At 44.0% G+C, this 13,097-nt stretch carries 12 protein-coding genes, 1 pseudogene and 1 riboswitch; of the genes and pseudogenes, 2 read left to right on the forward strand and 11 right to left on the reverse strand.

What is annotated here, in order from left to right; translation table 11 throughout:
* Window positions 1-169: 169 nt before the first annotated feature.
* On the reverse strand, window positions 170-1,219 hold the full coding sequence (locus ACTWPM_RS10475) for a LytTR family transcriptional regulator DNA-binding domain-containing protein (RefSeq protein ID WP_443132992.1): 1,050 nt from the start codon (window positions 1,217-1,219) through the stop codon (window positions 170-172).
* A 174-nt stretch (window positions 1,220-1,393) separates the two neighbouring features.
* The gene (locus tag ACTWPM_RS10480) at window positions 1,394-1,552 is read right to left on the reverse strand and encodes a hypothetical protein (RefSeq protein ID WP_443132993.1); all 159 of its coding nucleotides are present in this window, start codon (window positions 1,550-1,552) and stop codon (window positions 1,394-1,396) included.
* Between the two features lie 463 nt (window positions 1,553-2,015).
* Here ACTWPM_RS10480 and ACTWPM_RS10485 point away from each other — a divergent pair, with 463 nt between their 5' ends.
* Window positions 2,016-2,672, forward strand: coding sequence for a hypothetical protein (locus ACTWPM_RS10485; RefSeq protein ID WP_443132994.1), 657 nt, complete (start codon window positions 2,016-2,018; stop codon window positions 2,670-2,672).
* 283 nt (window positions 2,673-2,955) lie between these two features.
* Here the strand turns inward: ACTWPM_RS10485 and rlmH are convergent, their stop codons facing one another.
* From rlmH to ACTWPM_RS10510, 5 genes are all read right to left on the reverse strand, one after another.
* Window positions 2,956-3,435 (reverse strand): 23S rRNA (pseudouridine(1915)-N(3))-methyltransferase RlmH, encoded by a 480-nt coding sequence (gene rlmH / locus ACTWPM_RS10490; RefSeq protein WP_443132995.1) that lies wholly within the window; start codon window positions 3,433-3,435, stop codon window positions 2,956-2,958.
* Between the two features lie 124 nt (window positions 3,436-3,559).
* On the reverse strand, window positions 3,560-4,444 hold the full coding sequence (gene rbsK / locus ACTWPM_RS10495) for a ribokinase (protein WP_443132996.1): 885 nt from the start codon (window positions 4,442-4,444) through the stop codon (window positions 3,560-3,562).
* Between the two features lie 146 nt (window positions 4,445-4,590).
* Window positions 4,591-5,853, reverse strand: a complete 1,263-nt coding sequence (locus tag ACTWPM_RS10500; RefSeq protein WP_443132997.1) for a M48 family metallopeptidase — start codon at window positions 5,851-5,853, stop codon at window positions 4,591-4,593.
* A gap of 81 nt (window positions 5,854-5,934) precedes the next feature.
* The gene (locus ACTWPM_RS10505; protein ID WP_443132998.1) at window positions 5,935-6,414 is read right to left on the reverse strand and encodes a hypothetical protein; all 480 of its coding nucleotides are present in this window, start codon (window positions 6,412-6,414) and stop codon (window positions 5,935-5,937) included.
* Complete coding sequence (locus ACTWPM_RS10510; protein WP_443132999.1) at window positions 6,404-6,865, reverse strand: NUDIX hydrolase; 462 nt, start codon at window positions 6,863-6,865, stop codon at window positions 6,404-6,406. Before ACTWPM_RS10510 ends, ACTWPM_RS10505 begins: the two co-directional genes overlap by 11 nt.
* Before the next feature lie 247 nt (window positions 6,866-7,112).
* Between ACTWPM_RS10510 and ACTWPM_RS10515 the strand changes: the two are divergent.
* Window positions 7,113-8,443, forward strand: a pseudogene (locus ACTWPM_RS10515) (FAD-dependent oxidoreductase).
* A gap of 65 nt (window positions 8,444-8,508) precedes the next feature.
* Here ACTWPM_RS10515 and ACTWPM_RS10520 read toward each other — a convergent pair.
* The 4 genes from ACTWPM_RS10520 to ACTWPM_RS10535 form a co-directional block, all read right to left on the reverse strand.
* Window positions 8,509-9,378, reverse strand: coding sequence for a 5'-methylthioadenosine/S-adenosylhomocysteine nucleosidase (locus ACTWPM_RS10520; protein ID WP_443133044.1), 870 nt, complete (start codon window positions 9,376-9,378; stop codon window positions 8,509-8,511).
* Between the two features lie 187 nt (window positions 9,379-9,565).
* Window positions 9,566-9,669, reverse strand: a riboswitch (purine riboswitch).
* Window positions 9,670-9,870: 201 nt separating this feature from the next.
* Window positions 9,871-10,047: a hypothetical protein gene (locus ACTWPM_RS10525; RefSeq protein ID WP_443133000.1), complete on the reverse strand. Its 177-nt coding sequence runs from the start codon at window positions 10,045-10,047 to the stop codon at window positions 9,871-9,873.
* Window positions 10,048-10,165: 118 nt separating this feature from the next.
* Window positions 10,166-11,185, reverse strand: coding sequence for a low-specificity L-threonine aldolase (ltaE, locus tag ACTWPM_RS10530; RefSeq protein WP_443133001.1), 1,020 nt, complete (start codon window positions 11,183-11,185; stop codon window positions 10,166-10,168).
* Between the two features lie 670 nt (window positions 11,186-11,855).
* Entirely contained in the window at window positions 11,856-13,079 is a 1,224-nt protein-coding gene (locus ACTWPM_RS10535; RefSeq protein ID WP_443133002.1) for a S1C family serine protease, read from the reverse strand.
* Window positions 13,080-13,097: the final 18 nt, after the last annotated feature.

The raw sequence follows: 13,097 nt of genomic DNA on the forward strand, positions 1-13,097 counted from the left end.
ATCCTAATTCTAAAAGGAACTTATGGTCACAGCATTAAATCATGCATAGAAGGAGGGTATGATTGGATGAATGGAGCTATACGACTGTGAATGGAACACTGCAATGTCTTACGTAATCAAAATCTGTTCAGCAAACGACTTCTCCCGACATTTCCCGGGAAATATTTACTTACATCCGCAATACATTCTTTAGATCCTGCAGGTTCCCTTTTGATAAAGGTATATTGCTTTTATGGTGGTCATCCAGAATTAAACTATAGCTGTTTCGCGTCCACGTCATGACTTCTCGTACCTTTTGGAGGTTCACAATATAGGATCTATGACAGCGAAAGAATCCAAATGGCTCCAACCGCTCCGATAACTGCTGCAAGGTGATCGTACAAGGAAATACTCCGCCTTTTACATGCAGCTGAACGGTGCCATCTACACTTTCCACGTAATCAATCTCTGTAGGATCAAAAAGAATAATTTTTTCTTTTACCTTTGCAGGAATCCTCTCCAAATGAACCTGAGTACTGGATTCTGGTTCCTGTTGATCATTTTCAACTTCTTCCTGTTGCTCATCAGGTTCCTGCACATCCATTTTCTTTAATCCTTCTTCATTTAAACGGTACACTTCATTCGTAATAATGATGGCACTTTCCATATTGCTCGTTAGAATTAAAGCCGCTCTGCCCTCTGCTTTATGGTCATTAATCAAGCTCCGCAAGATCACCTTGCTCTCTAAATCAATATTTTGATCCGGCTCTTCCAAAATCACCAGATCGGGCTGGTGAACAAGGGCCTTAGCAAAGGAAAGGCGCTTTCTTTCCGAGAATGTGAGCTTTTTAATACCTTGAGACTTCTTACTGGATAAATTTACTTTATGTAATAATTCATCAATATCCGTCTGTTTGTCGTAAAGCCGCTGGTAAAATTTCAAATATTCATAAGGAGTTAACCGCTCATAGATCCCCTCCTCATGCTGCACTAATCCAATTCGATTACTATATCGCTTCCAGCGAGAAGGAGGGTATTTACTTTGGCCAAAATAAGAAACCTTTCCTGATCCTGCGTCTTGCCCGGTCAAGATGCTTAAAAGTACTTTACCAACCACATGGTCGCATTGGATGGCTGCTACTTCGCCCTGGTGGAGCTGGAAGGTAAAGGGGTGAAACCATACTTTATCTCCATCGACTTTGCCTAGTTCTTTTATTTCTATAATGGGTTTCTGAGACATGGAAGAATCACTCCAGGATTAATAAATTTCTCGCTTTTATGTACTACGCTGCACGGTGTGAAAAATAGGTGAATATTAGTTTACATTAAGATAAGAGAGAAATATCTTGTGTACTATTTTATAGTACATTTTATTATAAACAAATTTTTGTTCTATAAGAAATCGCATTTCTTGTTAACAAGCTATTACTTGCCCCATCATCAATAGAACTTCCTTACTCAGCACAGGTAAGGCACAAATGGACTCACCTGAATGCTCTTCTGCCCTAGACTGATTAAATAGGAGGCCGAATCCCACCAGATACTTGACGGTCAATGGTTCATAGTTTTCCATCAACATTCTCAATATATTACTTTGTCATTATAAATTACAGAAACATCCTCAATAAATTCTCTGCCTAATTTAATCCGGCTCTACTGCCCCTATTCTCACCCCTATTTCGATGATCTCCTCTGCCTGATCCGGCTTTGCATTACGACCATCAATTACTATTTAATCTATAATTTCCATACCGAAGACACCAATTAAGGCGTTGGGAGTGTTCCATTCACAGTCGTATAGCTCCATTCACCCCATCATTCCTTCCTTTCATGCTTGGTTTAATGCTGTAATCTTAAGTTCCTCTTAAACTTAGGGTAGTGTTGGTTCGCTTAAATAAAGCAACCATTCCAATTGTGGGGACAGGTTCGGGTAATATTCGGATTCAGTAATGTGTGGCGTCAGTGAAAGCATAGAATGAAGAAAATAAGGAAGGGTTCCCTAGTGGTTAATTTAATATACTAAGGGAGGTAAGGAAATGTTCAAAAAGATAAGTAGATATAAAGCCGCACGACGAGTCAAGGCCGGGAACGGGCTTCCGCTAAAGAGGTTCCGCTGGTGGCAGCCGTTCTCCCGCGCCTTGTTTTACCTCACATTGACAAACGATGCTGGCCAAAAAAAGGTGTTCGCAGTTGAAGTCTCGTATTGGCAACAGTTTTTCTCAGATGACGGGAAAGGAAAGGCACACCTATACCTCGATGGCAAACATTACGCAGAGTCTAAACTACCTGCCGAGTTCGCCGTGGCTGGAGGCAGGATCAAGGTAGCGTCCACGGTTTTTGGCCTTAAACGTTGCCATTTCGTCACCGACGAAGGAACGGTGCACCAGCTTATCCCGGATGAAAGTTCTGCTGAAGGTCGGCGTGCTCGTCTTGATCGCGAGCATCCGACTTTGAGCCGATGTATTGGATTTATTTCGTTAATGATGCTCATTGTTCCAATAGTTCTAGCCATCCCTCAGATTATTGAAGCGGCCACTCAGGTGCCCCTGATAGCTCAGCGATTCGGTACCTTCAACTCACCCATTACTCTACCGGTGTGGATCAACGTTGGACTCGGTTTCTGCGCCGTAGCAGGGAGCGTGGAGCGCGCAACTCGACTAAAATGGAATGCATTGCTAGACGGTAGCTTTTAGTATGTAATAGCTCATGCGATTCAATTTACCTGTGCACCCGGGGAATCTTCATGGCTCAACCGAATCAAATTCTATATTAACTCTTTTGTAGTAGAGCCTTAAGCTTTCCCCGCAGAAAAAGGAAAGAATGATGAATAATATATCAGAATTTACGGCGAGAAGATAAATGGTCCTCAATTTCCTTCTCGCATTTTTATCGTAAAGGGCTTATTGGATATTTGGAGTGAACACTCTTGAAATTATATATAAGAATGAAGCATCTTTAATAATCCTTGTTTTGCCATCACTTATGATAAGGCTCACCCTTCATAATCTTAAACGCCCGGTACACCTGCTCCACTAACATCAACCGCATCAACTGATGCGGAAACGTCATCTTAGAAAATGACAGACTAAAGTCACTCCGCTTCAGCACATCATCACTCAACCCAAGCGATCCGCCAATCACAAACGCCACTTTACTCTTCCCATACGTAGCAAGCCCGTCCATATGGCTGGCCAGTTTCTCAGAAGTCAGCTGTTTCGCTTCAATTTCAAGCGTCATCACGTATGTGTCGTTTGAGATTTTAGACAGGATCCGCTCCCCTTCTTTCTGTTTTACTTCTTCCATTTGAGCTTCACTTAAGTTTTCAGGAGCTTTCTCATCCGGAACTTCGATAATATCCACTTTGGCGTAAGGTCCGAGCCGCTTCACATATTCTTCGATTCCCTGCTTTAAGTATTTCTCTTTTAGTTTACCTACAGTTACGATACTAATTTTCAAGATTTCATCCTCCGTCCGTCGCGCGTTTTGTATCTATTTTATCATGTTTTACCCCATTCCATAATTAACCACCTCAGGTCATCCATAATATGGATGACCTGAGGTGGATGTTTTTTTCTTCATCTTAGTTCTCTTTCATGAAGCGTTCCACAGCTTCCTGGGTCGGCATCCCGCTCTGGGCGCCTTTCTGTGTCACCGATAAAGCAGCGGCTGCATTCGCTATCCTCACTGAATCCTCGAGGGTGTACTCACGGCCAAGATAAGCAGCCAAGGCTCCATTAAAGGTATCACCCGCACCTGTCGTATCTTCTACGTTCACAGGGTAGCCTGGAATCTTTAGTTCTTCTCCTTTTTTATAGATACTGACGCCCTCTTTCCCTTTGGTGGTGATCCATTGATCCCCTTTGATTCCTTCTTGTAATTCTTTTTTGAACAGCTCTGCTTCCGTTTCATTTGGAGTTATGTAGCGAAAGGCTTCGACGACAGAAGCAGGCAGAGGCTGGTAAGGGGCAGGATTTAAGATCATAGGGACCTTTAATTCTTCTGAGAGAGAGGCTAGATAAGTAATCGTGTCGATGGGAATTTCTAACTGCGTCAGAATGATGTCGCTCTCTTTTATGACGTGTAGATGTTCCTTAATATAATCAGGAGTAACCATTCGGTTGGCTCCTGGAGCCACAATTATACGGTTATCTTGATTCGATAAGATAATGGTAGCTGTACCAGTCGATACGTTCTCCTGCATAGATACAGAGGCTGTGTTAATTCCTTCTTCCCGTAAATGGTTTAGAAGGTTCGCACCGAAATCGTCATCACCGATAGCTCCCAGTAAACAGACATCCGCCCCTAGACGCGCAGCGGCCACAGCCTGATTGGCTCCTTTTCCGCCTGGATAAGTATTAAAGTGGTCGCCAAGCACCGTCTCTCCCTGCTTAGGCATAATGGACGTTTGGACGGTCAAATCCATATTAATACTGCCGATTACGGTAACTTTGGGTCTCTTCTCCATAATTGGACTCCTTTCATGCGGGAATATTCTCTCTATAACCATCATACCAATACAGCTAACACAAATAAAAAAGCACCCTTGAAGGTGCTAATTTTTACCACCTCAGTTCATCCAGAAAATGGATGACTTGAGGTGAAACACTACTTTTATTCGGTTTGCTGGTATTGTTCGAGCAGGTGAATGCGCTCCATCATCGTCGGATGACCGTAGCGCAGATATTTTACTAATGCCGGAGGATTTACTTCACTAAGTCCATTCACCGTCAACTCCTGAAAGGCGCCGACCGCCGCTTCTTGGTTTTGCGTCATTTCAATCGCGTACACGTCCGCATCCATCTCTGCGTTTCTTGAAATTGCAAGCTCTACAGGTGTGGCTGCAAAGCTTAGTAACGATAGAATGATGAAGAGGACCGGCAGTCCGGAAATATCCGAGACTGACTTTATGTTTAGTTTATCTCCCCACTTACGTACTGAATATTTCATAAGATGATACGCCAGATATAGTCCAATGAATGCGGCAGCGACCGCTCCGAACAGGTTCCAGTACAGGTGATGCATCACATAGTGGCCAATCTCATGGGCCATAATGAACAGCACTTCTTTTTCCTGCAGGCGGTTGAGCGTTGTATCCCATAGAACAATTCTTAAATTGGAGCCAATTCCGTTCACGTAAGCGTTCATACTGTTCGTTTCTTCGGACATATTAACTTCATAAACTCGCTCGGCGGGAATATTCGCTTCATCCGCAAGGGTCAGAATCTTTGCTTCTAAGTTTTTATCCTTCAGATCGGAGAACTCATTGTATAGTGGGTCAATGACCACCGGCTGCAGGTACATCATGAACACTAAAAACGGCACCATTAAAATCGATGCGTACAGCCACCAGCGTTTTTCGAACTTTCTCATCAGCGTGTACAAAACCGTAATGAGCAGCGCCATAATGATATAGCCCACCCAGAAGCTGATTAACTCATCTTTCATCCAGTCGGAAAACGTCTGTGTGGATATGCCATAGCTGAGTGACAGTCTGCGGCTGATGTAATCAACCGGAAACGTAAGTATCCAGGTTAATGTGGAAAGAAGCAGGACATACACCGGGATATGTACGATCGAAAAACGGGACACTTTCTCGCTGGACTGTTTAAAAACCGTGGATATTCCAAAGATCATCACACCTAAATAAATGATCCACTCGAGCGGCAGACTGACAAAGTAGAGAAAATCTTTATAACGGGAATAGTCCTGACTCTGCGCGAGTTCTTTTTCCGTCATAAAAGTAGCCGGGTCAGCCGATGTCCCTTGATAAGCTTCGGGCACACCAAACCCGGCCCATTGAAATAAGTATAGACCGATAAGGACGCCATATATCGCAAATAGTATGAGTGTCCAAGTGAGGAATCGTTTCTTCACTTCGTCACCTCCGGAAGTTTTCTGCCCCTTATTGTACGAGCTTTGAAATCATTTTAGAACAAAAGGCTTTTGGTCACAAGATTAGGGCAGAGGTTCAAACTGCCGAATCACCTGGAGGACTTGTTCTCTGGAGAGATCATCTTCACTAGAAAACGAGTGGTAATCAAGTCTGTAATAAAGATTCTCTTCCTTCCATAAGATCGAGTGCCCCTCGGCATCTAAAATGTACTCGCCCCTCCATTCATCGGAGATTTTAATTGGTTTTGATTCATAGGAAAGGGCATTATTCGATTGAAAATCATAATCACTGACCAGAACACGTAATACACTGTTGTGTTCATTAATGAAGGATATAACAGAGCCCCCGCCGACCATATCATTACTAACTTGAACGTCGAACGCCTTAAAAGGCAGCTGTTTAGGGAGCTTAGCCTTTTCAGGCAATTTCTCGGACTCCTCAACGACTGAACTTCGATCGTAATCATAAAGTGGCACTTCCGAGCTGCACCCTGGCAGGAGAACCGGGATGAGCAGCACGAATAGGATGGTTTTAATTCTCAATGACCACATGCTCCGTATGTTCTGGCAGCCTGCCGAGTCCAGCAGTCAGAAATTCAGGCTGCACGATGAGTTCGTTCAATTCCGTAATCGGAATCCATTGATAGATGAGCCGCTCCCCTTCCAGCCCTTGGAAAGGCCCTTCCTGAAAATGAGACCGACCAGAGATTAAATAGAAGTAAAAGCCAAGCTCATGATAGTCATGTCCATCATAGTGAAAGAAATTCTCTGCGATCCACGGAGTACTAGCGACGTCCACCTCATATCCAAGTTCTTCGTTCATCTCCCTTACGATCGTGTCCCCTGCCTGTTCACCGAGCTCAACCCTTCCTCCGGGGAGCGCCCAGTGCGTGTCGTCCACTTGCTTATGTAGTAACACATGATCCTGCTCGATCAGTATGCCCGCCGCCCTATAATTAAACCGCTTCGAACCCGTTTGAAACTTTACATCCATGCCCATTCCTCCCCCATATAATCGTCTACCCACTAATGTATCACACACAGGAATAATCTGGATCCTCAGGTCATCCAGATTATGGATTAACCAGAATATGGATGACCTGAGGTGACAAAAAATACCACACGGAAACCATGTGAAATGTTGAACAAAACTCTTGCTATTTATTCGATCCGCTTATATAATAGATTCATAGTTGATTATGTGAATTATTTCACATACAACATCTAAGGAGGATTTCATCATGAAAATTGCTGTTATTGGAAGTACTCACGCAGGAACGGCTGCGGTTACAAATATGGCAAATCTTTACCCTGACGCTGACATTACGGTTTATGAGCGAAATGACAATGTATCCTTTCTATCTTGGGACTGGCCCTATATGTAGGCGGAGTGGTCAAAGATCCTCAAGGGTTGTTTTATTCCTCTCCTGAAGAGCTCCAGAAGCTCGGCATTACGATGAAGATGCAGCATGACGTAGAAGATATAGATGCCACCAATCAAACCATAACGGCGACGAATCTAGTCACCGGAGAAACGGTTCACGATGCTTATGATAAATTAGTCATGACGACAGGTTCCTGGCCGATCACCCCTCCAATTGAAGGGATCAACCTGGAGAACATTTTATTAGCCAAAAACTTTACTCAGGCAAATACGATCATTGAACGCACCAAAGACGTAGAGCGAGTTACCGTCGTAGGTGCCGGCTACATTGGAGTGGAATTGGTCGAAGCCTTTGAAAAAGCCGGTAAACAGGTGACCTTAATCGATGGCGCTGACCGGATTTTAAATAAATATTTAGATCCTGAATTTACCGATATCGTAGAAAAAGATTTCACAGACCGCGGCATTACGCTTGCGATGAACGAAACGGTCCAAAGGTTTGAAGGTACTGACGGATCCGTTACGAAAGTTTTCACGAACCATGGCGCATATGAAACTGATCTTGTGATTATGTGTGTCGGCTTCCGCCCGAATACCGATCTGCTTAAAGGAAAAGTGGATATGCTGCCGAACGGGGCAATCAAAGTGGATGAGTATATGCAGACGAGTGACCCAGCGATTTTCTCAGCCGGGGACTGTTGTGCAGTAAAATACAACCCGACAGGCGAGCATGCTTACATTCCGCTTGCTACCAACGCCGTGCGCATGGGAACCTTAGCAGCGAGAAACCTCGTGCAGCCGACCATGAAGCATGTGGGCACGCAAGGAACTTCAGGACTGCACATTTATGATCTGAATATGGCATCGACCGGATTAACGGAAACATCAGCTCAACTGTTAAACACTCATGTGAAAAGCATCACAATTGAAGATACGCACCGTCCGGGCTTTATGCCGACCGCTGAACACGTTCAATTAAAAGTCACGTTTGATCCGGCCACCCACCGGGTACTAGGTGCACAGGTGATTTCCAAAGCAGACGTTACGCAATCGATCAATACTATGAGTGTCTGCATCCAAAGCGGAATGACGATGGAAGAACTCGGCTACGTAGATTTCTTCTTCCAGCCGCACTTTAATCAGCCCTGGAACTTTATTAATAAAGCCGGGCTGCAAGCATCTCTATAAATGATATGAAGAATACAAAAAAGCCCCTGGTCAGTTTAGCAGCTTGACCAGGGGCTTTTCCTATCTTATTCGCCTGTCTGGGTAGAGATATATTCTTTCACGACTTCATACACATAAGCCTGGTTCGCTTCGGCTGTATTCGGATCGTACTCTCCCCCGTTAACTTTGTTGTTGGAAAGGATGCGGATACCTAAGTATGGCACGTCATAAGACTTGGCGATCTGTGCGCCCGCCGCGCCTTCCATTTCCTCAACGGAAGTTCCATACTTTTCATGGAACCACTGTATGCGGTCCACTTCATTGTTCCAGACGTCCGCCGAGCCAATCGTACCTTCAACTACTTTCCCTTTCTCGTGAACATCTTTCACAGCCTGAGCGGCAGCAAGTAGGTCTTCGTCCGCTTCAAAGTAGCGAATATTTTCTGCATCAGGATCTTCTCCTGCGCTTCCTTCAGAAGCCATAAGGTCCATAGGAATCCATTCTTTCGGAGCGATCCCTTCTCCATCTTCTCTGCTTCCTGTTTTCAACGATCCGATATTCGTCGTACGTTCTCCTAAGACGATGTCATAGACATGCAGGTCCGGGTCATGTCCGCCGGATGTTCCCTGGTTAATAATCGCTGCCGGATCGTATTTTTCAATCGCGATGGCCGTAGCTGCTGCTGTGTTTTCCATCCCTTTTCCGGTTTTTGCTACGATGACGGGATAATCATTCACGGTTCCTTTATAAAAAACAAACGATCCGGATTTCTCTTCTTCCACATCTTCCAAGCGTTCAGCAAACTTTTCCGCTTCAATCGGCATTGGACCTTGAACAATAATCGGCTGCTTGGTGCTTTCTTCATCTTCGGCCGCTGCCTGATCGGATGATGTGCATGCCGCAAGTAATGATACTAATAGAATAGAAATAATAGCGAGTGGTGCATATTTTTTCATCAAAATAAATCTCTCCTTAACAAATATAATAATAGCTTTCTGAACCCTCATACGCTCCTCACACTCTCTTACTCAGTCCATAAAAAAAGGCCTAGAAAAGTAGAGAGTTCTCTACCTTCTAGACCTACAAAGTCAAAGCACACCACGGCTAAAGTATGGTAAACGAAACCATAAGAAACCTGCTGAACATGGGTGTACTTTAACTCGTAGTCCAGTTCTTTCATTGGGAACCGGGTAGAGACGCTCGGACCTTATTTCCGAGAATATACGAGTTGGATATGTAATTGGGCTACTGTGATAATATAGCAGACTCTTTTGACACGTTCAACAAAAATACGAACAAAAATTAAAATAAATTTATTAACGTTCGTTTTTATACAAAAATTAGGAACCTGCATTAGCCTTCCCAGCTAAATATTATACTTTAAACCACTATGTAGAGCTTCTTAATAAAAAAACCCCTCCGGATTTCTCCAAAGGGGTGAGGGGAGGTCATTTCATTCGCTTAGTGGTTTTCTTATACGATTTAGATTTCCTGACATGCTTACTGAGTTCATCCAATGGAATACCGTCCACAAAGCGATCCTTATCAAACATTTCAGCGAAAATGCGGTGCTGGGCGGCTGACAGATGCTTTCTCGTACTTTGACCAGTCTCAAGTTCCGGCATGGAACTCACCTCCAAAGTGTAAACTTTCGAGTCCCTCTTTTGACTGATGAACTGCCTCCAGGTGATCTCATACTTCACTTTATGATGGAGAGCCGCTCAATATGTACAATTCCATATATTACAAGCACTGATTGACTCGTTCAATCACGTGATCGATGTTTTCACGTGAAACATCATAGTGGGTAACAAACCGGACCGTGTGAGGTCCAAAAGGTACAGCAAGCACACCCTTACTTTTCAGTTCCTCGAGAAATTCATGCGAAGTCTTTCCCCGTCCTTCCACATTGACTAGGATAATATTCGTATCCACATTATTCTCAATTTCCAGTCCTTTTATATTTCCTAACCCTTCCGCTAACTGCTGAGCATGCTCGTGATCTTCCGCAAGCCGCTCCACCATTTCATTCAGCGCCACAAGACCCGGAGCCGCAATCATTCCCACCTGACGTAAACCGCCGCCGAGACGTTTTCTCCATTTGCGCGCTTTTCGGATAAAATCTTCTGATCCGGCAATCATGGATCCCACCGGAGCTCCTAACCCCTTGGATAAGCAGAATTGAATGGTCGTCGTCTGCTCGGCATACTCTTTTATAGAAACACCGGCAGCCACGGAAGCATTGAATATTCTTGCTCCGTCCAGATGAACCGGAATACCAGATTCCTGTGCCATTTGATAAATTTCCTGCATATTTTCTAAAGGAAGAATCGCTCCTCCAGCCTTGTTATGGCTATTTTCCAGACAGATCAGCCCCGTTTCCGGAAAATGAATATCATCGGGACGGATCGCAGCTTTTACATCATGAGGGTTCATGGCCCCTCTTTTTCCCTGCAGCGTTCTCGGCTGGACGCCGGCCAGGGCAGACATGGAGGCCCCTTCGTATAAAAATAGATGGGCACTCGCTTCCATCAGAACTTCATCCCCAGGACTGCAATGGGTCAGCACAGAGATTTGATTCCCCTGCGTACCACTCGTCACAAAAAGAGCGGCTTCTTTCCCTGTAATCTCAGCAGCTCGATTCTCAAGCTTTTTTACCGTGGGATCCTCTTCATATACATCATCTCCCACCTCTGCTTTAAAGGCAACTTCACGCATGGCGCGGGTAGGCTTGGTTACAGTATCACTCCGTAGATCAATCACGTTATCTCCTCCTCTACTGTTATTGTACGAAACAATTCAGGAAGATGGAAATATATGAATAACTAAGATGATTTGCTTCACAGTTTTTGGAGCCCCGCGCTTATTGAATATTTCATCGATCAGCATCTTCTTGTGGTTTTTACCAACGCTAGTCCTGACACCATTAATTTTTGGCTTTTCTCGTTATTACCGGAAAAAGTTTCGAATATCTACAATCAAGTGATATTTATCCACACTTTCGAAAATCGTTAGAGAAATTGGAGTCCAACTACAACTAGAGTATAAATTTACCCTTCGTTTATTTTTACATCCTTTACGAAGCATTCATTATCCTTACATGCGCTTCAAAATATAAGGGTCAAAAGTTACCCACATGTGGAAAATCTAACTAACGATTTTAGTTACCCACAATTGTCCACAGACTTATGCACAACTATTGTTAATTTTCTAATATTCACAGGTTTTCCACGGAGGTATCCAGGTTATCCACAAAACTGTCCACATATGCACAATTTCGACGGGGTATATGGTAGTAGAATTTACGTTCGCCACCATATATGCTATTTATCCAGAACACTATTCACAGGCTGTGGATATAATATGAGGTTTTTCGACAATAAAAGAGGTATTCTTAAATGTGTAGTTTTAAGAATACCTCTTTCTTCATTTCCTATTCTTGTGAACCAAGGGTTACGGTGGTAGTGTTCTTTTCACCATCCCGGTAGTACGTGATCTCCAGGTCATCTCCTGCATCTTTTTCATTATACAAGTATTTGCGAAGATCAATAATGTCCTTCACTTTGTTGCCATCAAGAGAAGTGATGACATCAAGTGGCTGCAATCCGGCTTTAGCTGCCGGCGACATCTGTTTAATACTTCGTATATAGAGTCCGCCTTCAACTTCTTCTGGTAAATTCAACGTACCTTCCCACTCCGAGCTCGGCACTTCATTGAGTCCATAAGCTTCGACACCGATATAAGGACGGTTCACTTGTCCGTATTGTTCCAGTTCATCAATAATCGGTTTGGCGGAATCAATAGGAATAGCGAATCCTATCCCTTCCACAGCCGATTGAGCAATCTTCATAGAGTTAATCCCGATCAATTGACCCTCTAGATTAATTAACGCTCCCCCGCTGTTTCCTGGATTAATGGCGGCATCCGTTTGAATAACTTCTGCCTGCCAGTCTTCTAAGCCATCACCATTAAAGTCCTGCGGAATCGCACGCTGCTTACCGCTGATGATTCCTTGAGTGACCGATCCGGAAAAGCGCAGTCCTAATGGGTTACCGATGGCAATGGCCGGTTCTCCGACTTTAAGATTGTCCGAACTCCCCAATTCAATCGTATGCTCAACCTCATCCCCAGGCATTTTAAGTACTGCTAAATCTGTAAACACATCACTTCCGACAAGCTGAGCTTTAATTCTCGTCTCATCGGCAAGTACCACTTCTATTTCATTGGCCCCTTCAATGACGTGATTGTTAGTCACGACATAAGCTGTTCCCTCTTCATTTTTGTAGATGACGCCTGAACCTACATTACTCTGTTGATTGGAACCATTCTGTTCCCAGAAATCCTGCTGAGATTGAAGATTCACAACCCCTACGACAGAAGGAGTCACTTTATCTACAACATCTGTAATTTGAGAAGTTACATCCAGCTTCACATTTTTCGTCGTGTCTCCTGTAAGCCCCTGGTCATCCTCGACTAGCCCGCTCTCATCTTCAGGAATGGTAATCTCATAAGGGAGTAATTCCGTCTGAACAAGAGCTGGAAGTGCTAACAAAATTAATACTGCACCAAGGATCACGCCTACAATCGTAGGCATGACCCAACGTCGTCGGTTGTTCTTCTGCTGGGCAGCTGGGGAGTGGTCATCATAATAACCCACGCGGCTTCACCCATCCTT

Origin of the sequence: Halobacillus sp. K22 (assembly GCF_052246795.1) — a bacterium.
Classification (GTDB): domain Bacteria; phylum Bacillota; class Bacilli; order Bacillales; family Halobacillaceae; genus Halobacillus.

Coding starts and splice junctions, on each gene's coding strand:
- ACTWPM_RS10475 (WP_443132992.1), bottom strand. CDS start 1,219: ATGTCTCAGAAACCCATTATAGAAATAAAAGAACTAGGCAAAGTCGAT.
- ACTWPM_RS10480 (WP_443132993.1), bottom strand. CDS start 1,552: ATGGAAAACTATGAACCATTGACCGTCAAGTATCTGGTGGGATTCGGC.
- ACTWPM_RS10485 (WP_443132994.1), top strand. CDS start 2,016: ATGTTCAAAAAGATAAGTAGATATAAAGCCGCACGACGAGTCAAGGCC.
- rbsK (WP_443132996.1), bottom strand. CDS start 4,444: ATGGAGAAGAGACCCAAAGTTACCGTAATCGGCAGTATTAATATGGAT.
- ACTWPM_RS10510 (WP_443132999.1), bottom strand. CDS start 6,865: ATGGATGTAAAGTTTCAAACGGGTTCGAAGCGGTTTAATTATAGGGCG.
- ACTWPM_RS10520 (WP_443133044.1), bottom strand. CDS start 9,378: ATGAAAAAATATGCACCACTCGCTATTATTTCTATTCTATTAGTATCA.
- ACTWPM_RS10525 (WP_443133000.1), bottom strand. CDS start 10,047: ATGCCGGAACTTGAGACTGGTCAAAGTACGAGAAAGCATCTGTCAGCC.